At 43.4% G+C, this 21961-nt stretch carries 19 protein-coding genes; 13 read left to right on the forward strand and 6 right to left on the reverse strand.

All coding sequences use genetic code 11. The annotated features are described in order from the left end of the window. Window positions 1-246: 246 nt before the first annotated feature. Both ACM0OZ_RS10685 and ACM0OZ_RS10690 read left to right on the forward strand, forming a co-directional pair. The gene (locus ACM0OZ_RS10685) at window positions 247-4155 is read left to right on the forward strand and encodes a response regulator (protein WP_414582793.1); all 3909 of its coding nucleotides are present in this window, start codon (window positions 247-249) and stop codon (window positions 4153-4155) included. Beyond that, window positions 4127-4504: a response regulator gene (locus ACM0OZ_RS10690; protein WP_414582795.1), complete on the forward strand. Its 378-nt coding sequence runs from the start codon at window positions 4127-4129 to the stop codon at window positions 4502-4504. Before ACM0OZ_RS10685 ends, ACM0OZ_RS10690 begins: the two co-directional genes overlap by 29 nt. Window positions 4505-4510: 6 nt before the next feature. Here the strand turns inward: ACM0OZ_RS10690 and ACM0OZ_RS10695 are convergent, their stop codons facing one another. From ACM0OZ_RS10695 to sipA, 3 genes are all read right to left on the reverse strand, one after another. Next, window positions 4511-4987, reverse strand: coding sequence for a hypothetical protein (locus ACM0OZ_RS10695; protein ID WP_414582797.1), 477 nt, complete (start codon window positions 4985-4987; stop codon window positions 4511-4513). A 738-nt stretch (window positions 4988-5725) separates the two neighbouring features. After that, a complete protein-coding gene (locus ACM0OZ_RS10700; RefSeq protein WP_414582799.1) occupies window positions 5726-6283 on the reverse strand; it encodes a peroxiredoxin in 558 nt (185 codons plus the stop codon). A gap of 33 nt (window positions 6284-6316) precedes the next feature. Beyond that, window positions 6317-6580 carry a regulatory protein SipA gene (gene sipA, locus ACM0OZ_RS10705; protein WP_414582801.1) on the reverse strand — a complete coding sequence of 88 codons (264 nt, stop codon included), beginning with the start codon at window positions 6578-6580 and terminating at the stop codon, window positions 6317-6319. A gap of 410 nt (window positions 6581-6990) precedes the next feature. On the opposite strand from sipA, the gene ACM0OZ_RS10710 reads away from it, so the two are divergent. Together ACM0OZ_RS10710 and ACM0OZ_RS10715 are read left to right on the forward strand one after the other, a co-directional pair. Beyond that, the gene (locus ACM0OZ_RS10710) at window positions 6991-7125 is read left to right on the forward strand and encodes a hypothetical protein (RefSeq protein WP_414582803.1); all 135 of its coding nucleotides are present in this window, start codon (window positions 6991-6993) and stop codon (window positions 7123-7125) included. 180 nt (window positions 7126-7305) lie between these two features. After that, window positions 7306-8211: a CheR family methyltransferase gene (locus ACM0OZ_RS10715; RefSeq protein ID WP_414582805.1), complete on the forward strand. Its 906-nt coding sequence runs from the start codon at window positions 7306-7308 to the stop codon at window positions 8209-8211. Window positions 8212-8389: 178 nt separating this feature from the next. Here ACM0OZ_RS10715 and ACM0OZ_RS10720 read toward each other — a convergent pair whose 3' ends face one another. Together ACM0OZ_RS10720 and ACM0OZ_RS10725 are read right to left on the reverse strand one after the other, a co-directional pair. Then, the gene (locus tag ACM0OZ_RS10720; RefSeq protein ID WP_414582807.1) at window positions 8390-9700 is read right to left on the reverse strand and encodes a glycosyltransferase; all 1311 of its coding nucleotides are present in this window, start codon (window positions 9698-9700) and stop codon (window positions 8390-8392) included. A 478-nt stretch (window positions 9701-10178) separates the two neighbouring features. Further along, window positions 10179-11264, reverse strand: a complete 1086-nt coding sequence (locus ACM0OZ_RS10725) for an A/G-specific adenine glycosylase (RefSeq protein WP_414582809.1) — start codon at window positions 11262-11264, stop codon at window positions 10179-10181. 263 nt (window positions 11265-11527) lie between these two features. Between ACM0OZ_RS10725 and ACM0OZ_RS10730 the strand changes: the two genes are divergently transcribed. From ACM0OZ_RS10730 to ACM0OZ_RS10760, 7 genes are all read left to right on the forward strand, one after another. Further along, complete coding sequence (locus tag ACM0OZ_RS10730) at window positions 11528-12040, forward strand: hypothetical protein (protein WP_414582811.1); 513 nt, start codon at window positions 11528-11530, stop codon at window positions 12038-12040. A 42-nt stretch (window positions 12041-12082) separates the two neighbouring features. Next, window positions 12083-12517 (forward strand): hypothetical protein, encoded by a 435-nt coding sequence (locus tag ACM0OZ_RS10735; RefSeq protein WP_414582834.1) that lies wholly within the window; start codon window positions 12083-12085, stop codon window positions 12515-12517. Window positions 12518-12617: 100 nt separating this feature from the next. Beyond that, window positions 12618-12800: a hypothetical protein gene (locus ACM0OZ_RS10740; RefSeq protein WP_414582813.1), complete on the forward strand. Its 183-nt coding sequence runs from the start codon at window positions 12618-12620 to the stop codon at window positions 12798-12800. Between the two features lie 515 nt (window positions 12801-13315). Then, window positions 13316-14422, forward strand: a complete 1107-nt coding sequence (locus ACM0OZ_RS10745) for an RRXRR domain-containing protein (RefSeq protein WP_414582815.1) — start codon at window positions 13316-13318, stop codon at window positions 14420-14422. A gap of 62 nt (window positions 14423-14484) precedes the next feature. Further along, the gene (locus tag ACM0OZ_RS10750) at window positions 14485-14913 is read left to right on the forward strand and encodes a DUF4112 domain-containing protein (protein ID WP_414582817.1); all 429 of its coding nucleotides are present in this window, start codon (window positions 14485-14487) and stop codon (window positions 14911-14913) included. A 516-nt stretch (window positions 14914-15429) separates the two neighbouring features. After that, window positions 15430-16491, forward strand: a complete 1062-nt coding sequence (gene rsgA, locus ACM0OZ_RS10755) for a ribosome small subunit-dependent GTPase A (protein ID WP_414582819.1) — start codon at window positions 15430-15432, stop codon at window positions 16489-16491. 9 nt (window positions 16492-16500) lie between these two features. Further along, entirely contained in the window at window positions 16501-16896 is a 396-nt protein-coding gene (locus ACM0OZ_RS10760) for a hypothetical protein (RefSeq protein WP_414582820.1), read from the forward strand. 218 nt (window positions 16897-17114) lie between these two features. On the opposite strand, the gene ACM0OZ_RS10765 is transcribed toward ACM0OZ_RS10760, so the two are convergent. Continuing rightward, entirely contained in the window at window positions 17115-18626 is a 1512-nt protein-coding gene (locus tag ACM0OZ_RS10765; protein ID WP_414582822.1) for an FAD-dependent oxidoreductase, read from the reverse strand. A gap of 507 nt (window positions 18627-19133) precedes the next feature. Here ACM0OZ_RS10765 and ACM0OZ_RS10770 point away from each other — a divergent pair. Then, window positions 19134-20033, forward strand: coding sequence for a methyltransferase domain-containing protein (locus ACM0OZ_RS10770; RefSeq protein WP_414582824.1), 900 nt, complete (start codon window positions 19134-19136; stop codon window positions 20031-20033). Window positions 20034-20632: 599 nt separating this feature from the next. Next, window positions 20633-21946 (forward strand): serine/threonine protein kinase, encoded by a 1314-nt coding sequence (locus tag ACM0OZ_RS10775; RefSeq protein ID WP_414582826.1) that lies wholly within the window; start codon window positions 20633-20635, stop codon window positions 21944-21946. Window positions 21947-21961: the final 15 nt, after the last annotated feature.

Here is a 21961-nt window from a genome sequence, read left to right on the forward strand (position 1 = left end):
TTAGTTTTCCTCTCTAAAAAAGAAATTTTCAATTGTTCCTTGCATGACACCCTCGAATTAAATCGAGGGTTTTTTATTTTAAGTTTTGTAAATTTGTCTGTGATATTTGTGATTTAAGGTTAACCATCTACGATAGCTCTTCTAAAATGAACATTGATACGGTTTTTTTATAGTTGTTTATACTTGTATTAACATTCTTAAGGTTGATAACTGTTAAGTTCCATCTTTATAAATTAAGTTTTTACAATGAAGATATTAGTTGTAGAAGATGATCAGCTTGTTGCCCATGCTCTCGCTGCTGTCCTCACCAACCAAAACTATGCCGTCGAAGTTGCCTGCGATGGTCAGGTAGCATGGGATTTAATTGACACCTTTGACTACGATTTAATACTTCTTGATGTCATCCTACCAAAGATAGATGGTATCAGCCTTTGCCGTAAAATCCGGTCTAAAGGTTTGGGGATGCCAATCTTGCTATTGACTGGATGCGATAGTAGTCACGAGAAAGCCACTGGATTAGATGCAGGCGCAGATGATTATCTGGTTAAACCTTTTGATGAAGAGGAATTAGTTGCTCGTATACGAGCGCTATTGCGTCGTGGTAGTGTGGCATCACAACCAGTGCTCACTTGGGGTGATTTGCAGCTTGATCCTAAAAGCTGTGAAGCAACTTATGCAGGAAAGCTTCTGTCATTGACTCCAAAGGAATATGGGCTGCTAGAACTTTTTTTAAGAAACAGTCGCCGCGTATTTAGCTGTGGCATGATTTTGGAACATCTCTGGTCTTATGAGGACACTCCTGGTGAAGAAGCCGTTCGCACTCATATTAAAGGGTTACGACAGAAACTAAAATCACAAGGAGCGTCCGGGGATCTGATTGAAACAGTCTATGGTATTGGCTATCGGCTGAAGCAACAAGCGCCAGCAAAGCAGCGAAGAGATGGGGAGGATGAGGGAGATAAGGGAGATAAGGGAGAAGCTTCGCCTCCTCATCTGCTCACTTCTTCCTCTGTTGATGAGACTCAACGGCAAATACTTTCAGGAGTCGCTGGAGTTTGGAACAAATTCAAAGGGCGGGTTGATGAACAGGTGACTCTGCTGGAGAATGCTGCAAGTGCTTCAGCCCAAAAAGCTTTGACTCAAAAACTCCGCAAGCAAGCGCAAAAAGAAGCTCATACACTAGCTGGATCTTTGGGTACTTTTGGCTTTTCTGTTGGGTCAAAAGTAGCAAGAAAAATTGAGCAGATGCTCAAATCTAGTAAAGCATTAACTCTAGGTGAAACGAAAGAATTTTCTAGTTTGGTAAAGCAATTGCGTCAAGAAATTGAGCAAAACCACAACGAAACTTTACCTTTGTCATCAACTGGTGATGAGCATCCCTTGTTGTTGGTGGTTGACGGCAATGCCTATCACCAAGATGCCCCGAATCTATGCACCTTTGCTGAACAAATCGAAAAAGAATCTGCAAATAGGGGGTTAAAAGTTGCAATTGCTACTGATATTGAACAGGCGAGGCATCAACTTTATCATGAACATCCCAGTGTTGTACTGATTGACCCCAGCGCTTTCCCGAATCATGACGACAGCTTTAGCTTATTGGCAGAATTAAACCAACGCAAACCTCCCGTACCTGTGCTTGTTTTTACCGAACAAAGCGATTTTAGGAATCGATTGCAAGTTGCTCGCAGTGGTAGGCACTTCTTTTTACAAAAACCCATGCCTATTTCACAGGTACTAGAAGCGGTTACACAAGTATTACAAGATGCTCCCCATGCAGAGGCTCACGTTTTGGCTGTTGACGATGATCCTAAAATCGGTGCAGTGTTGCAAAGTTTACTGAGTCCTTGGGGAATCAAAGTGACAAACCTCCAAGACCCGCAACGCTTCTGGGAAACTTTAGAAGCTTTGAAGCCAGATTTTCTGATTTTAGATGTAGAGATTGATGAAATTAATGGTATAGAAATTTGCCAAGTAGTCCGTAATGACCCACGTTGGAGTGAGTTGCCAATTCTATTTTTAACAGTTCACAGTGATGCCAACATAGTGAATCAGGTGTTTGCAGCAGGTGCAGATGACTTTGTCAGCAAGCCGATCATTGGTCCAGAGTTGGTGACGCGGATTATTAATCGTCTTGAGAGGATTAAACTGCGACAACGGATAACCTACCAAGCGAATTTAGAACTCAATGAGTACCAGCGGACACAGGAAGAACTGCGAAACTCTCAAGCTCGGTTTTCTGGTATTGTATCAATTGCAGATGACGCCATTATTTCCATTGATGGCAACCAATGCATTACCATGTTTAATCAAGGAGCCGAGAAAATTTTTGGCTACTCGGCTCCGGAAGTCCTTGGACAACCTTTAGACATACTATTGCCATTGCGAGCCACCCAGGCACATCGCCAGCACGTCGCTGATTTTGGTAAATCCGCAAACGTTGCTCGCAGGATGGGAGAACGTCGGGAGATTTATGGTCGTCGCAAAGACGGTACAGAATTTCCCGCAGAGGCTTCTATCTCTAAGTTAAAGTTAGGGGAAGAAATTGTATACACAGTTTATTTACATGATATTAGCGATCGCAGGCAAGTGGAACGGATGAAAGACGAGTTCGTTTCTGTCGTTAGCCACGAACTCCGCACGCCCTTAACTTCGATTCATGGTTCTCTAGGAATGCTGGCAAGTGGTTTACTTAAGCCAGACTCAGATCAGGGGAAACGTCTGCTACAAATTGCTGTGGACAGTACTGAACGCTTAGTCAGGTTGATCAACGACATCCTTGACATTGAGCGCATTGAGTCCGGCAAAGTGAAGATGGAAAAACAAAGCTGCAACGTCGCTGAAGTGATAGAAGAAGCAGTGAATGTAGTGCAGCCTCTCGCCGACAAAGCCGGAATTACCCTATCAGTTTCTAGCATATCCCAAGAGCTATGGGCAGATATGGATCGTATTGTCCAAACCTTAACCAATCTTTTGAGTAATGCGATCAAATTTTCACCCGTTGGTTCTACAGTTTGGTTAACAGCCGAAGCAACGAGTCGGGAGGATGAGCAAGCATGTCCCTCATGTTCCCCATTCTCTGCCATATTATTCACCGTTCGCGATCGCGGGCGTGGTATTCCAGCTGATAAGCTCGATAGTATTTTTGAACGCTTTCAACAGGTTGATTCCTCAGATTCCCGTAATCATGAGGGTACTGGTTTAGGCTTGGCAATTTGCAAGAGCATTGTGCAACAGCATAATGGATGCATTTGGGTTGAAAGTGTGCTTGGAGAAGGCAGTACTTTTTACTTTACTCTTCCCTACTTCCCTACTCCCCCACAGGTACAGTTTTCATCTCCCCATTCCCCCATCTACGCACCTCCGCATCTCCCTTCGGTGCTAGTTTGTGACGACGATGATGAAATTCGTAGCAAACTTCAAAATTTATTAGAAAAACGAGGCTATCGTGTGATCGCGGTGGATTCTGGAGAAGCAGCGATCGCCGTTGCTGCTGATCAACAACCAGATGTGATTTTGCTCGATCTCCTCATGCCCACTATGAATGGTTGGGAAACTATGGCAGTTTTGAAGGAACGGGCAGATACTCAACACATTCCGATTATCATTTGTAGTATTTGCTCACCCACTTATGCCAGCCAAAAAAATATGGACTTTGTTGATTGGGTGAGCAAACCACTGGAGGAAAGCTTGCTGTTTCAGTCCCTCAGACAAGCGCTGACAAATACCTCAAAACGACGCGTTCTGCTTGTTGAGGACGACAGCGATTTAGCAGAAGTTCTCATGATGCTATTTAAACAGCATGGCATTGAAACCTTCCTTGCTAAAACAGGAAAAGAGGCAATTCGCCTCAGTCAAGAGGTGAATCCTGATTTACTCATCCTCGATTTAGTTTTACCTGAATGTGATGGGTTTACTGTTGTGGAATGGTTGCAGCAGCATAATCGACTTTGTAAAATTCCTCTGATGGTTTACTCAGCGAAGGAATTGGATGAATCTGAAAGAAAGCGACTCAACTTAGGGTATACAGAATTTCTCAAGAAAGGGCAAGTAACGGCTCAAGAATTTGAACAGCGGGTGATGGATTTACTTCAGCGGATGACTCACAATTTCCAACAGGATGGTAGCAATGACAATAAAGCGAATTTTGGTGGTTGATAACGAGGAGTACATTCAAGAAGTGACCAAGATTTGCCTGGAGACAGTGGCAAATTGGGAGGTACTCACAGCAGGTTCTGGCAAAGAAGGCATGACAAAAGCCGAAAAGTTTCAGCCGGATGCGATTCTGTTGGATGTGATGATGCCAGATATGGATGGTTTAACAACCTTTCAAAAGCTACAAGCTAATCCTACCACTCAAGCTATTCCAGTGATTTTATTAACAGCAAAAATACAAGCTTCTGACCGACGCCGCTATGCTCAAATGGGGATCAAGGCGGCGATCGCCAAACCGTTTAATCCATTAGAACTTGCTGATCAAGTGAAGAATGCATTAGGCTGGAGTTGAGAAGCATTACCGTTGGTTTGATTGCTGCTGTTGAGCAGAACGCATTGCTTCCCGACCAAGTAGAAACATTCCCGCCACACCCAAACAGACAAACCAAACATATTGATACCAGTATTTCCCAATTTGCTGAACTGTACTCAGTTCTGGATGCAACGTATTCACGTACAGTAACAGCACAACTATCATCAAAGCCCCAAAGCCAACAAAGCTCAACCCAACCCGAATGCGTGCAGGTTGCAGTTCCCAGTCGCTAATCTTCTCTAGATCAATCTCTGCTAAATCCTTCAAAGAGTCCTCTGCGACAGACGAAGCTGCTTTCACGCGCCTAGCCACCTTTGGGGACAAAATCGGCACAATGGCTGCTACTGCGGGACGGCGCAGCAAAGCTTCTGTATTTCGCAGCAATTCCAGAGGCTTACGAGGATCTGGTGGTTGAGCAAATTCTACCTTTCGTGAAGCAGTTCGGGCGGAAGTTTGGGGCATGGAACTGTAACCTAAAATCTATTCAAGTCAAATCACACGGTCGTCAATTTTGAGCAGGTATAGCGAAAAGACGCTCTTATAGTCAATATATTAACGGTTAACTACCGTGCCGGAGCGAGGATAACCCTTCCAGCATCGACTGGCGTTTGGTAAACGTGCCACAGGCGAAGTGCAAGCGACCTAGACAGAGGGTCGTTAGTAGCGCCTCAAAAGAAGTTTTTTTTAACTTCTCTTCGATACATAGAGTCGTCAGTTAGACGGAGCTCGCGCCTGTGGACTAGTGAGTGCCGACACCGCCAGAGTGAAACAGGAAGTATTAGCGTTGCTCGACACCAATTGAATAGCTTTGAGAAGCATTGATTAGAGTTGAGCAGGATTTATGTAACGGTTCAAAGTCCATAGTAGCGTTTCTGTGCAGCTAGCAGGCATTAAGGCAAATAGAAAAAAATTTGCCTTTTTACTTTATTCTACAGAGCGCTACCAGAATCAGAAACCACAATAGACCTCTTGCAAAATTAAAAAGAAGCACCCCCCTCAGTCCCCCCGCAAGCGGGGGGAAGCAATAAAAATCCAGTTCCCTCCTCGTTTACGGGGAGGGTTAGGGTGGGGTTCTAGGGACTTGTGTACTCTTGTTTAACTAATGTTGAATTGAGCTTGAAACTCCACCGACAAGCGGATGGAGTTTCACAAATCTGAGTGGTTGATAGCTGACAGATAATAGCTGACAGATAAACGCTATCAAGTCGCTGCTTTTTGCAACTCGTCGAGTCGCGCCAGAACTTCTTTACTATGAATCGCTGGATTGACTTTGACAAACGTATCACGCACAATACCTTGTGGGTCAATGATAAAAGTATGGCGCATAGATATAAAGCTCATCCAAGAACCGTAAGCCTTGCTCACCGCCCCAGTGGTATCAGCTAACAAGGGGAATTTTAGCCCCTCGGAATCGCAAAATTCAGCGTGGGAATCGACATCGTCAGCGCTGACGCCTACAATTTGAGCTTTTTTTTCTCTATATTTGGGCAAGTCCTGCTGAAAGCGACGGGCTTCGATGGTACAACCAGAGGTAAAATCCTTGGGATAAAAGTAGAGGACGACCCACTTACCACGTAAGTTCGAGAGCGAAAGTTTACCATCACCAGTATTTGTTGGCAAAGTAAAGTCTGGCGCAGGTTGATTGATTGCAGGAAGTTTGCCACCAAGCGCATTAGCAGTTGGGGCAAAGTTTAGCCAACTGATCACAGCCAAACAGCAGGCAAATAACATGCTCAAAAAAGTGCGACGGGAAATCATTATGTATAGACAAAAACACTACTTAAAATAAGTTTACAATTTCTCGTTGCCATTCTCAGATTCTTGAGATTCAGCAAGACTTTCTACGCTTTCGATATATTGGCTGTCAAGGAGAAAGGCTCCCTTTGAAAAGCGAATACCCCAATACCCACCGGGACGGCGGTCAAGAACTATACCCTCTTCTCCAACGTAAATTACATCAGGGGGGCGCAGCATAGGCATGGGTTCAGCAGTTTTCACGTAGGGTGGTAGCGCTACGACGCGGACTTTACTACCAATAGCAAATTCTTTGGACATAACGGTGGAATTTTAGATTTTAGATTGGGGAATAGGGAACTCGGGTTCCTACGTTCGCAATGCAGGTCTTCATCCTTATGCTGCGGTTATACACCAGTTTGAGTGCGGATACATAATCGTCTTCAACATATTTATCTTTGATGCCAGAAAGAATTGTCGTGCGGTGCCCTTTGGGTGCCTCCTCCGGAGCATCCCGGTAATGGAAAAACTTTGCCACTCATTCATAAGTTCCAAAAAAATCTGTTACACACAACACAATATACTGTTATTTCTAAATATTATTACCTAAATAACATGTTTTCTTAGAAAAAGTTTAAGCAATTTTAAATATTAACTATTAAATTATTTTGCTTATTTGACCTTGTTTTTGTTCAGTTAAACCGATAAATTTGATAGATGAATAGGGGCTAATGAAAACCGAAAAGGCAAACAATTTAGTGTTTATTAAAACTGCTAATAAGAGTGCGATCGCCCAGGAATACGCACTCAAGCTGATCCATAAAATAGGCAGCAAGGTCAACTACCCTGAGAAAGATCACCTGTAAGTTTTTCGAGTTGCTCAAGCAACGATGAAAACAGGAAAAGTAAATTTGTTACATTTGTCAAATCTATAAGCGTTGTTCGTGTCCAGTAGACTGAGCTTCTCGTTAGATGAATCCACTCGGGATAGAGTCAAGAATTAGCCAGTGAGTAAACAGTAACGCATAACTCAAGGAGGGGGTCAGATGTGTTCAGAGGACTTACATTTTGAGACATTACTAAATTACCTAAGGCAAAAACACCATTTTGATTTCACTAACTATAAGCGTGAGGGCTTAATGCGTCGAATTAGTTATCGTATGCAACAGCTTTCCATCACCGACTTTAGCAAGTATAACGACTATTTAGAAGTTGATTCAGAAGAATTTATTAACCTTTTTAACATCATTGAAAATAATTTCACCTACTTTTTCAGGGATATAGCTGATTGGGATTATCTCAGCAATCAGATTATTCCGCAAATAATTGCCAGCAAGTCATCAGAGGAACCGATCCGAACGTGGAGTGCAGGATGTTCCTCTGGACAAGAAACCTATACTTTGGCGATGGTTCTGGCTGAACTCCTTGGCTTAGAACAGTTTCGCCAACGGGTACGAATCTACGGCACAGATATAGACCAAGAGGCGTTGAATCAAGCTCGCCAAGGCAGTTACCTTAGTGATCAGGTCAGTAATGTTCCTGGCTCTTTACTAAACAAGTATTTTGAACGAGCTGATGACCACTACGTTTTTCGTCGTGACTTACGCAGCTCCATCTTCTTCCGCCGTCACAATATGATTGAAGACCCTCCCATACCTCAGATTGACCTACTGCTGTGTCGGAACACACTGATTTATTTCAACTTAGAAGCGCAAACTAAAGTCTTGATGCGCTTTCACTTTAGCCTTAAGGATAGCGGTTTTCTTTTTCTGGGCAAGAGTGAAATGGCACCTAACCCAGACCTATTCAGTAACGTAAATCTGCATCATCGCATTTTTGCCAAGGTGCCTGGGGGTCATCGCAACCCACACCTATTAATTAAGGCATTTAAGCGATCGCAATATGATTCGGATAAGCTGTCCAGGCTAATGCCTGGACAGCTGTCGCCTTAGAGCGTGTTTATAAAATAAATTTTAAATATGTAGTAAAAGCGCAGCGTTACGCACCTTCAAACGTGCGGTGCGTTACGGCTCAAAATAATTGTAGGCAACCCAAAATATTTGTCGAGCCGTAACACACCCTACTTAAGATTTTCTTTATAAACACACTCTTAAATTTTGGCTTGACACTTTATCGGGCAAGTGCACGATTTGAGATAACTGACTCCTGCTTGATCGACTGCTCAACAATGTCAGCGGCTCGTTTCACTCCGCCTGCTGAGTGAAGCGATCGCTTGACCCTCAATGCATTATTTAAGTAAAAATCTTCTGTTAGCACCTGCTCAATCGTTGCTCGCAGTCTTGGGATGCTTAGGTTAGATAAAGGAATAACTTCGCCAGTACCTGTCCATTTGATTCGTGCTGCGTTTCCTGGCTGTTCATAGGTGATGGGGATAGCAATGAGAGGGACTCCATGACTGAGAGAATCAAGTACAGTGTTGAGACCTCCGTGGGTAATAGTTAAGCTAGCTTTGGCAATCACTTCCACTTGAGGGGCATACTCGACCACCAGTGGAGAACCAGGCAGTTTTTGAACTGCTTCTGGATTGATCTTAGTTCCAAGAGGAATCACTAATTGCACGTCCAGTCCTTGGCAAGCGGCGGCGATGCACTCAAAAATTTCCAGCTTGGTGTTTTGCATACTTCCAAGGGAAGCGTAGATTAAGGGTTGCCCAGTTAATTGTTCAAAGGGAAAAGGAACCTGGCGCGGTGATGTATTGCGTAATGGTCCAGTGTAATGGAAGTGCTTTGGCAGATTAGCGCAGGGGAAATCAAAAGCAGCAGACTGTTGGCTGATTTGGGCAAGTTGAGAACGGGAGGCATACAACCTGCGGTTAACTGGCAACTTCCACTTTTGGCGATACTCATTGAGGACTTGCAGAATCGGTTGACTACTACGGTCTAAGATGTAATAAGTAGCCTGATTGCGAAGACGCGCCCACCAGGTATTGTCGTAAATCCAAGGAGTGAAGAAGGGAGGAACGTCTGCGCTACGGTGGATAGCTTGCGCATTGCATACACAGATGAATGGAATATTGAGGAGTTCGGCTACCGCTTCACCCGCTGGTTCCATTTGATCTACCAGCAATGCTTCAATTCCTGCCGCTTCAATGGCAGCGGGTGCATGTTGGCAGATAATAGCGGTGATACGTTGGCAAAACTTAACTGAATAACGTAGCGCTTCTATACCGCTTAATTGACCTAACTGCGCTAAAGTTTCAGCAAGTTCGCCTGGTTGATAGGTAGACAGCCCAATCGGGAAAAAGTTTAGCCCTTCTGATAGGACATTCTGTTCTAGATCAGGGATTTGCAGGAAGGTAACGCGATGTCCACGCGATGGCGCGGAGCGCCCGCCCGAGGGCGATCGCAACTCTCTTCCCAAAGCTGCCATGGGATTTAAGTGACCAGAAAAAGGCGGGCAAATGACACCAAAGTGAGTCATAAAACAATTATTAGTAATGAGTTATTCGTAATTTGTAAATACTAAGTTAATTACGAATTAGGAATTGTCATTTACAAAGGACTTTTAACTGTTATGTAAGCTTGAGTAAATTCAACTCATTCACTCAATTTTCATTAAGTGATTTATTGATTTACTTATATATTTAGTAATTTTCATAAGTACAACTTCATCCTAAAGGCTTGTTAGACCTCAGCCTAAGGAATATTTTTGTAATATTTCGATTTAGTTAAAATAATCCTTTTGAGAGTTGAATGTAGACGCGTATATACAGTTTTATGCGGTTTTCTTATCAGTTTTTGCTACCCTAAAATAGCCTTGGTTAAAAGCTCTAAAAAGCATATTGTATTCAACATCACATACAAAATTAACTTTTGCTTCCTTCGTTTGGTAGAAGTGCCGCGCAAGCATTTGATGCTGTGACCCCAAACATTTAAAATCAAACTTAAAATAAGAAATCTCAACTAGCTTTGTCCTGATAGTTTTGAAAAATCTTAAAAACCTTGTTGTCCAAACTTGTGGAGAGTTTTGAAACAATAACACTTCTTGAAACCCAGTAAAAATCTTGTGGCAAACCTAGTTTCTGCCAAGCAACACTCTCTGTTGTGATGCTTAGGTTTTCAACCTCTTGTGCAACCAAAATCTTTCCAGAAATACGATGATGGGTGATACGATGTGAAAATTTGCTTGGCAGTTCAAAAAGTTGAAGATGTTCCAGAGATTGAAGAACCTTTTTGGCTTGCGATGCTTCAATTGCAGAAATTAATGGGAAGCCGAAAGTGTTGGACAGAAATCCTTTTGTTCTGTTGGCAATAGCAAGTGTATCTGCTGTCTTTCTCCAAAACACCAAAGCAAATAACTCCACATCCACCGCATCACGCCGTGGTTTTTTGGGAGGACAAATTTCGATGCAATTGTGTGCAAAAGCTTGGCAGTGTTCCTGTAATGGACACAAAAGGCATAGAGGTTTCGATTTACGACACACAGTAGCGCCCAACTCCATGATAGCCTGGTTGAAATCCCCAGGACGAACGTCCGGAATCATCTGAGCAACATGAGTTTGAATAGCTGATTGTCCGGAAGAACTCCAGACATCATCAGATAACGCTAGCAAACGACTGACAACCCGCACAACATTGCCATCGACGCAGGCGACTTTTTCGTTGAAGCAAATACTTGCAATCACAGACGCTGTGTAAGGACCGCAGCCGGGAATTTTCAGCCACTCATGGTATAATTGAGGAAAAGAACCATCAAGCTGTTCAACAATGAACTTAGCACCATTCTTTAAGTTACGGGCACGAGCGTAATAGCCCAAACCTGACCAGAGTTGGCGAAGTTTTTCCTCATCACAAGCTGCAAGGTCGTACACAGTGGGAAGGTGCTTGACAAATTCTGAGAATTTTGGCACAACCACAGCCAGAGTCGTTTGTTGACTCATGACCTCACACACCCAGATGTGATAAATATTTACTTTCTGACGCCAAGGCAGTGGTCTGTGATTATGGTCGTACCAAGCAAGCAGTTTCTCTGCGCATTGATTCATAGTCATTTTATATACACGATTCCCTAAACAGATAAAATAACAGATACTTCAATACAAATCCTCATTAAGGATGGCTGCATAAGTTCTTAGCCTTAGTACCTATCACTTTAGTAGGTGTCATCTACGTTATACAGTTTTCCATCACCTAAGGTTCTGGTATTGATCGCTTTAGGCATTAGTACTGGTTCCTGTATAAATCACACTTGGTTTCCCTTTAGAAGTAAGTAAATTTTTTTTGCTTTCTAGCCCTTATCGCTTCTACCATGATCACTCATCATTGCAAGTCGGTTGATCTATCACTTGTCTGCACAGACCTACCAGTTTGGTCTGTTGTCGAAACCCCCGTGGTATTGTATCAAAAAGACCGCGATCGCTTCCTTTTAGTATTGACCACACCGTCTCTAAAAAATTGTGAAGTAGGGAACTTTTTCACTCCAGAGAATATATCTTCCCAAGAGCAAGGTCATGCTGATCTTCCCAGCAGTCCCCGAGTATTATGGTTAGAGATTTCTCCTTACCGAGTCATCATGACGATGCAAGGTAATGCTCAATTGAGTTACCGTCACTTGTGGGAACAGGGGGTTTCTGGTACAACTTGCTACTGGTTGCCAACTGATTCACAACAACAGACCAAACCTATTCGCTTGCGTAATTTTACTCGAAGCTTAACACTCAGCGGGCATCCTTTACCAGAGCATTTGCGGGTAGAATATGAATTGTGGGTGGGAGAACTCCAAGTGGGAAATTACATCCTGAATTTGAACATTAAACATTAAATGCAGTTATTTACCTGACTTTTCATGGCATCTTTTCAAGTGATGAGCCGTCTTCTTTATGAACACTCGGTTTCATACAAAGGATATCTCATCATTCCATTTGTTTTCGGTAAGGCTGATAATTACAAAATTTATTCGTACAAATTATTATCACAAATCGGTCATAAAAGCAAATTTCACAAAGTAGAAAATCCAGCGGGAATCTATGGTAGTACTATAGATAATATTGTTGAGATTGCCAAAGAATATATTGACGAACATTTAGAGTTTATTAGTCATGGAGATCATTTCAAGTCTCGCTATACTTACCGCGATAATCTGATTATTATCTTCCTACAGGCTGATAAATATTTTTACGACCATTATCCGCCGGATTCATTAAACAATATTGCAGCCCCAAAGTTATTCCATTCAGAATATGAGTGCTTGCGTTGGATTAAACAAGGTATGGATGGGTTGCATATACGACACAAATAAATTGAACCTCTGCTTATTTCTGGAAACCCTTATGACTTGCTGCCAGAAAGAATGAACGCGCTTATCACGAGATTTTTTCCATATTTATAGGGGTTCTTGCTTGAGTGGAATACAAATTTTGTGGAGTGGGATTGGTGCCATTGGTGTCAACTTAACCTTCAAAGGCTTATCCCACGTTGATGTACCCCACACGCCCTTCGGGTTCGCCAGTTCCCTACGGCGGGAAACCCGCCTTCAGGACTGGACTCACCAGTCGCCTGGGTCGGGAAACCCTCCTGCATAGCGCTGGCTCCCCTTAATCCCCTCCCCGATGCCTTGGGGAACTCGGGGCCCCCTCTGGGGATTAGGGGCAGGGAGGTTTTGGCGCAAGGCAAAACCGGGGTCGGGTGAAGCGAGAATTGGGGGCAAGTATAAGGGCATGATGTAAGGTAATTACAAAGTTTTCAGCTTTAAGTTGACACCAATGGATTGGTAGCCGCCCGGATATAGGACGGGCTAGAAGCCCATCCCACAAGAATCTAGACAAGAGCTGTGTTCTTTTCAATTGAGAACCGCTATATTCTTTCTAACGGTACAAGACGAATGTCAATAACCCCACCCTAAAAGAGGGTGGGGCTTGTAAGAGGCAAATCTTACGTGTTTGACTAGCCGATTGAGACACTGACTGACACGTACTGCCGGATGCTTCCCCAGTCCGGTCTATCTACAAACTGTTTTGCCGACAGTGTTGGGTAAAGCCAAGCCATTCTGTCAGTGTTGGGCGAGGGGACTTAATACTTTACTCGAAGGTTTATCACCATGTTACGAGTACCAGTTTTAACGCCATCAGGCAACCCATTAATGCCAGCAAAAGCCAGCAGAGTGCGACGTTGGTTAAAAGAAGGAAAAGCGCAGGTTGTGTACAACGACCTTGGTATTTTCCAAGTTCAGTTAGTCAGGTGCCCTAGAACTACGAACATACAACCCATAGCGGTTGGGATAGACCCAGGAAAACATTACACAGGTGTTGGTGTGCAGTCTGCCAAATTTACCCTGTGGATGGCGCACATCCAACTGCCGTTTAAAACAGTAAGGGAACGCATGGAACAACGGCACATGATGCGGAGAGGGCGCAGAGGTAGACGGATTAACCGCAAGATTGCATTCAGCAAACGCGCTCATCGCCAGAAACGGTTTGACAATCGCAGAGGCAATAAACTGCCTCCCAGTATCCGGGCTAACCGCGAATTAGAGCTACGGGTGATTGACGAGTTATCGCTAATTTACCCGATGACCACAGTTGCCTACGAAATAGTCAAAGCGCGTGGTAATAAAGGTTTTAGTCCTGTGATGGTAGGTCAGAAATGGCAACTAGAAAATCTGGAAGGATACGGCGAGGTGAAAAAAGTAGAAGGCTGGCAGACTGCGAATATCAGGCAGCAACTAGGACTGCACAAACAAAAACATTCTAAGGGTGATGCAATCCCAGCAACTCACGCTGTAGACGGTGTTGCTCTAGCTTGTGGTGTCTTTATCGGGTACGGCATGATTGACCGTCAAACAATGGGTTGGAAAGGAGATGTGAAAGTACAACCTGCGCCATTCACAATTATTCGCCGTCCCCCAATATCGCGTCGTCAACTTCATCTGATGGTTCCATCCATTGGTGGGATAAGACGCAAATATGGTGGCACTGTTACCCGCCACGGTTTCAGGAAAGGGGACTACGTAGAAGCTACTCAAGGAATCAAAACTTATCGTGGATGGGTGAGTGGCGATACTGAGAAACAAGTTTCTGTGTCTGACCAAAACTGGAAACGGCTAGGTCAGTTCAGTAAAAACAAAGTCCGGCTGGTACAGCGAAGCACGGGTTTAATCGTGCTGCCAACTCGGAGGTTGTCAAATCTACAGGCATCGAGCCTATAGATTTGACCTGCTATCCCTCCCCGACCTGCTTCGCTGAGGTCGGGGTATCCCGCAGAAAAAAGATGAACAATATTAAACGCCTAGCTACTCTCAACCGGATTCGTCAACTTAGCCGTCTCATGGACACATCTTTACGTATTCCAGGGACAGGGTTTCGCATTGGACTAGATCCAATTATTGGTTTAATTCCAGGCGCTGGTGATTTGATCAGTACAGCATTTTCGGCTTATATCATCTTCTTAGCAACTCGCTTTGGCATACCACGTCAGGACTTAGGCGAAATGATTTTCAACGTTGCTTTAGAATCAGTTGTTGGCACAGTGCCTTTAGTGGGTGATTTATTTGATGCTTTCTATAAGTCCAACATCCGCAATTTGGCTATTTTAGAGAAACATCTCATGGCAGTTGAACCAGAACTCGAAGAAGTTGCGTCTGAAGTTTACAACAGTGAGGTTAGCCAAGTTAAAAATGCAGCCAATTTGAGGGTGTAATATTAAGTCCGTTTAAATAATCATCATTACCAACGTCCGTAGCACCCCACCCCTAACCCCTCCCCGAGCTCGCGGGGAGGGGCAGTTTTGGCGTAAGCCAAAGCCGGGGTGAGGTTGGTGCACCGAATAGGCACTAATCAACTGGACTTGACATAACTTGAAAACTTACTGCCAAGCAATGGTTTAAGACGGAGAATTCCGCTTAAGTGCGATCGCCCAAGGAGCCGCTCCTGCGAAGCATCGCCGCCATAGCCAAACCCACCATTCAACAGCCAGCACCTATTTTTCCGGAATTGGCTAACGTGAAAGTGTTGATTACTCTATCACACTCTATCAACCACGAAAGGAGGAAGAATTATGACTGAGTTTCTAGCTGTCCGGGTCACCTTGACTATCCCAACTCAACGGACACAAGGCGCAGAGATTCTCTTTCAGTCCTCCGTCTTACAGGAATGAAACTCAGAATTCCTCTGTGAGCCTTGTGCAAAACAAGTAGCACACATTGAGGAAACAGAAGTGAATTTAGATTGCTTAGGCTGGAGCGACTTTTTTGCTCACAGCTTTGAACCCTATCGTAAAGAAGGATTTACTGTCGGTAGGGTAGCCATTGAACACAGAAATACCTATATCCTTTACAGCGAACAGGGAGAACTGTCAGCAGAAGTTACAGGCAAACTACGGTATCAGGCTGCTGAAACTAAAGATTTTCCCGCAGTAGGAGATTGGGTTGTCATCCGTGTTAGAGATTCTGAAGGACGAGCAACTATCCATAAGATTTTGCCTAGGAAAAGTAAATTTTCCCGCCAGACAGCAGGCGCTAAAACAGAAGAACAAATTGTTGCAACCAACGTTGATACAGTCTTCTTAGTCTCAGGACTTGATAGAGACTTTAATGCCAGAAGAATTGAACGCTATCTCATTCTAGCTTGGGAGAGCGGTGCTAATCCAGTTATCGTCTTAAACAAGGCAGACTTGTGTGACAGCGTTGAACAGCGTTTAACGGAAGTGGAAGCAGTTGCCCTTGGTGTACCAATCGTAGTTTTAAGTGCCGCCACTCATCAAGGATTGGATGGCTTAAAGCCCTACCTCCAACCAAAGCAAACGGTTGCTTTGTTAGGGTCGTCTGGCGTTGGTAAATCCACCATCACCAACCAAATCAAGGGAGCAACCGTTCAAGCCGTTCAACCAGTGCGACAGGGCGATAACCGAGGCAGACACACGACGACCCATCGAGAGTTAATTTTACTTCCAACTGGAGGCTTAATTATAGATACTCCAGGAATGCGAGAGATCCAAATTTGGGCAGGTGATGAAGGTTTGCAGGAAACGTTTGCAGACATCGAAACCCTGACACAGCAGTGTCGCTTCCGAAATTGTCAGCACAGCAATGAACCGGATTGTGCAGTGCAGCAGGCGTTGGAAGAGGGAAGACTCGACTACTCAAGGTTTTTGAGCTACCAAAAACTGCAAAAAGAACTCAACTACCTTGCTCGCAAACAAGACCAGAGTGCGAATCTAGCTGAGAAAGAACGATGGAAGAAGATCCATAAAGCAATGCGAAATCACAACAAGCGTTAAAACACAACGTTGCAAGAAACCCGTCTCAACTTTTTAGTGTTTTGTCTGCGTAGAGGCTACACGCTTGCACTTCTTTGGACTGGCGATCGCTCAAAGGGCAGTATTCTTTGGGCGATTGCCCAAGGGGCAGTGGCAAAGCCAATCGCAATTCGGGGTAGTAGCAAAGCCAATCGCACGGAGCACAGTGCTGTAAGGCGATCGCGATTCGCTTCTGTGGCAAAGCCAATCGCCATCATCATTTCTAAGCTAAAACACATATTCATTGCACAATCACTTATTAGAGTTGTTGACCTCGCGGTTGACACTCAACAGTTAACAGTGAACGGTCTACACGATAAAGCAATGCAACTTTTATGTGGAACTTATCAACAGCTTGGCTTCATGGTGTACAAGAAAAATTGCTGACGCTTAATCTAGCGTCAGCAGCGACTTAGCCGTCCCTAATGGAAACACATTTACCAACTTAGCTGTAAAAAATGAAGAAATTCTGAGGATTTCAAAATTTAGAACAGAAGGTCTTGCCGTTGGACAGAGTTAATTACCAGTCTTTATAAGAGACAAAAATTCTTTGAATAAAGGTTAATTCCTTATAAAAAAGGCTAACACGCTTTAAACGCGAAATGCTATGGTAACCAAAATTCAGGCAAGATAGATTTGCCAATATGACGCGCACTCCTGTTAACGACTCTTCCTAATTGAATGTGTGGCTCATCTGGTTGCACAGGTGTAATTTTGACTGGCGTACCCTCTCCAAAAGAAGAAATCACTAAATTTGCTGCTTCTAAACCAGTAACGTAAGCCTTTTCTTGTGACCATGAACCGTGGCGGTTTACAATCCAATCACCACTCATAAAGACATTCTTAAAACTTGTTTTTGCTGGTAACATAGAACGATAGCTACCAGGAGCAAAGTGAGACACTGCCTGTGGTAGACGAATCACACTACTATCAATGACCTTAGCTTCACGAAATTCTGGTACACAAGTTGCTAAATAACGCTGAACTATCGGAATAATTTCCTCATTTTCTAAGGAAAGAAACTGATTGGCATGATAAAAATCAGCTTCAACAACTGTCCCGGGTTCGTGACGGTATTCATCATGCAATGCATTCAAATCAAAAAATGTCCAGCCAGTGGTTGTATCAAACCCAAAGCAAGCATTAGAAGGAAGGGGAATATGAATCTTTCGGTCAAACCATAGCCGAGTTGCTAAAACATCAATCGCTCCCAAATTGCTCAGATTGCGAAATTCCTGACGGCTTTGCAAGCTAGGGCTACTTGATAAAATCTTTTTCATGCCAGTGATACCAACAGCAAAAATTACTGCATCAGCATCAAACACTTCATCACCACAAACAACTCCTGTTGCCCGATTATCGCTATCAACAATTAAGTCAGTGACTCGGCGGTTTGCTAGCACCTTTGCCCCAGCTTTTTCAATATGTTCCACCCAAGGGCGAAAGATTTTTTCTCCTACAGTTCCGCGACACCAAACCACATCAAAATCAGGTTGATGCGCCAGAATAAAATAGTAAAGCATTCCTAAAGCTGCCGCAGCCGAACACTGTTCCCCAGGGGCAAACAAGCCCACCAACAGCATTGGTTCAAAAGATTCGCGGTAAAGTCGTGCAGAAACGCCAAAGTCTTTGAACAATTCACGGGCGGTGACAAAATCATAACGCCGCCAAGCTTCATCGGAGTTATCAAAATCAACAACGGCGTAAAGTAAAGGCAGCGCGCTGAGGCGATCAATTAATGGCAAACGCTTAAACTGCGTATACAGAAAAGTTCCTAGAGGCGTCGGGAGTTGCGGTAAGTTCTGAAAAATTGGTGATTCAACTTCTAACCCCGCGGGAGAATATTGCGATGAACGAGTCCAAGTTGTAAACGGATTAATTCCCAGTTCATTGATCAGCGAAAAGATATTGGTGTAAGGATACCAGAAGCCATGAATACCCGCTTCTACTGAACGTCCTGCTGCTGTTTTCCAACCAGCCACCAATCCACCAGGATAGGAACCAGCTTCTAGAAGTGTCACGTCGTACCCTTGTTTTGCCAGATGGTAGGTTGCACCTAAACCAGCCCAACCAGCACCAACAACCACCACTCGCTTGCCTTGTGACACTTCTGACATACCAGCCTCCAATGTTTATTCCACCATCAAATTTAAAACATTTGGTGTAAAGATACTATTTAACCATAAAGGCACCCAGAGATGAAAACCTTACTAGGAGGGTAAGGCTGTAAGGCGAGAATAATTCACTCACACCCTTACATCTAGCGTTGATGTGCAAAGGTAGGTAAGTTTATTAACCGGAATGCACACCCGCTTTAAAACCCTTATTTTCTGCTTACTTTTCACTCTTATCTGGAAAACCTCGCTTCCATTCCTCTCTCCTACGAGGAGAGAGGCTTTTACCTTAGCCGCTTCCCTAGTAGGGAAGGGGGTTAGGGGGTTAGGTTTTTCGTGGATTTTTCTACATGGCGTGAAAAGTCAGTTATTTTCTGCCCCCTCCTCGCTTGCGGGGAGGGGGTTGGGGGGTGGGGTGCATTCCGGTGAGCTTACTAAGACTACTTGCGGTTAACATGGACTTCAGAGTAGAACCGACAACATATTTAACTATGTATCAGGAATAATCGAATGAGTCAATCAGTAAACAGTAAAATCAGCTTAAATGACTTTCAACTGCGGGATGGCATTTATTTCCCCAAAGACTACGAACAGTTGAATAGTACTGAACAAAAACAAAGATGGGACAAAATTGGTAAGACATACTATGGTTCCCAAAAAATTGAGCAAGCAGAAGAAACATCGCCGATTAAACAAGATTACACTCTTCTTACCGGAAGACCTGGAGGAACTTGGAATCAGTTTCCTATCAACAAGTCTGTAGATTCTATTCTGGAAATTGGCTGTGGTTACGGTCGGATTCCTTTGTTCCTTTCAAAGGATAAAAATTTAAAATGTCAGAAATATTACGGTATTGATATTTCTGAATCTTTATTGCGACGGTTACTCAAGTGTAAGCAAGAATATGATTTTTTTCCGGAAGCAGAGTTTTACATTATTTGTGCTTCTGCTGAGTTATTAGCTTTAGAAGATAATTCTGTAGACTTGGTAATTTCTAACTGCGTCTTTATGCATATACCAGAGGCACAAATTAGAAACCTGCTGGTTGAGATATCTCGTGTACTTAAACCAGGTGGAACGTTCGTTTTCAATCATTCTTTCCACAACAAGTCTTGTCCTTCTCATAAAATTCATAATTTGGTGAGAAGACTCAGCCCAAAGCAGAATTCAGTTTATCTCAAGCAATACTCTGCATCTGAAATAGAAGCCATGTTAACTGCTTCCGGAATGAAAGAAAAGTGTCCACAATACATTGTAGAACCAACACAAGAATACGCCATTCTACCGGAAACAATTAAAGGAATCCGGATACCGTTTGCTAAATTGATTAACAGAAGTCTTAAGCCGTCAGCTGCTATGAAAGAAACTTTGGCTTATGGGTATAGTGCTTACAGCAGCCAACTTAATTAAGTCAGAATACCTCATGCAACTTTGATTTGCTAAAGTATAGCTTTTGTCAATTAACTGAAATAAATGTTTACTCTAGGGTGGGCAATGCCCATCCTACTTTTCGTGATTTGTTTAGTCAACAGAATCAACACAGCAAGCTGTATAAAAATTATAATATTTACTAGGATAGAAAACTTATCTCGCATTTATCTAAGTAAATATACCAAGAAACCGTATCATTAATGGTCATTAATTCTCCCAAAAAATTTTATTTCGCCTTTCCTCTCCTTCCTGTTAAATATCTAAGTTTTGCTAAATATTTGACAGAAAATCCGGAATAGAGTTGTTTCACTCAGTAGATAATTTGTATTACCACATAAGTTAAAAAATGTCTCTCTATGATGGCATCGTTTCTTTTCCTTGGCGGGTAACCATTGATTATCAATAGCTAATAGCAAAATTCCTCTATATGTCGAGCGTTCTTGAAAAGTCAAGGACTGTATGCGTAGTTCAAAATATTATATATGTAGTATGGTAAGTCTCTACATTAGCCAAGAAGTTGATTTCTGGACGATCCATAGTGCCATTTTGGGACAAAAGTGTTAAGGAATAGCGACACGATGCTGCAAACGCAACAGGTCTTAGATAATCGCTATCAACTTAAAGAAAAACTGGCTGAAAATGCAGGTCGTCAAACCTGGTTAGCACAGGATTTGTCAACACAAGAAGACGTTGTGGTGAAACTGCTCACTTTTAGCGACCAAATGCAGTGGGAGAATTTAAGACTGTTTGAGCGAGAAGCACAGGTCTTGAAACATCTCAACCATCCTCGCATTCCCGAGTATCGCAATTATTTTTGCCTTGATGACCAGTTATTCTACTTTGGGTTAGTTCAGGAGTATATTCCTGGCACATCACTCAAGCAATTACTGGCTCAAGGTAAAGTGTTCGCAGAGCCAGAAGTTCGCAAAATTGCTGCTAATATCCTAAAAATTCTGATTTACCTGCATGGTTTGAGTCCTCCTGTGCTGCATCGGGATATTAAGCCGAGCAATTTGTTATTGGGTAAAGATTCTCGGATTTATTTGGTTGATTTTGGTGCAGTACAAGATCGCGCTGCTAAAGAGGGAGCCACTTTTACTGTGGTGGGAACTTATGGATATGCACCCTTGGAACAGTTTGGCGGAAGGGCGACTCCAGCATCTGACCTTTATGCCTTGGGAGCAACGTTAATTCATCTAGTAACAGGTATTTCTCCAGCGGATTTACCTCAAAAGGATTCTCGCTTGCAGTTTGCTCACCTTGTCAGGCTCAATCCTGGGTTTGCTCGTTGGTTAGAGCAACTCACCCAGCCTAATTTAGAAAGACGTTTCAAGAGCGCTCAACAGGCGCTTGAGGCTCTCAAAGCTAATCAAAATGCTATCAAAGTTGCTAGTCCACGCCTTCCAGAAAGCTGTGTTTGGCTGAAAAAATCACCTAGCCGCTTGCAAATTAAACTTCCTGTCCCTTGGCGTAAGGTGGTTACTAGTCCGAGAAATTGGCTTGTGGTAGCAGGGTTCGGATTTTGGTTGTTTTGGTTGTCGGTTTTGACCAATAGTTCGTGGATGTATTGGCTTTGGTTGACAGGTAGTCTCGTATTAGCGGCTTGGTTTATCTTACCTGTCTTGGTGGAGACAAATGTCTACTTTGACCATCAGCAATTTGAAATTCAGGTGAAAGTACTGGGTTTTCGCATCAAACAGCAGCGAGGAAATGTTTTAGAGATTGACAAAGTTTTCAAAAGTGACTCTGGCGGCTTTGGCAAGAATAAAATTGCTGAAGTCACTCTTGCAGTTGGTGTCGAAGAGTATTCGTTTGGTAGATTGAATCCACCTCTTTCCCACGACGCATGCCGTTGGCTGGTGGATGAAATCAAGCATTGGTTGGGACTTTAGGTTTTAGGCTCAAAG

It is taken from the genome of Scytonema sp. PCC 10023 (assembly GCF_963920835.1).
In the GTDB taxonomy this organism is placed as follows: domain Bacteria; phylum Cyanobacteriota; class Cyanobacteriia; order Cyanobacteriales; family Nostocaceae; genus Kalymmatonema.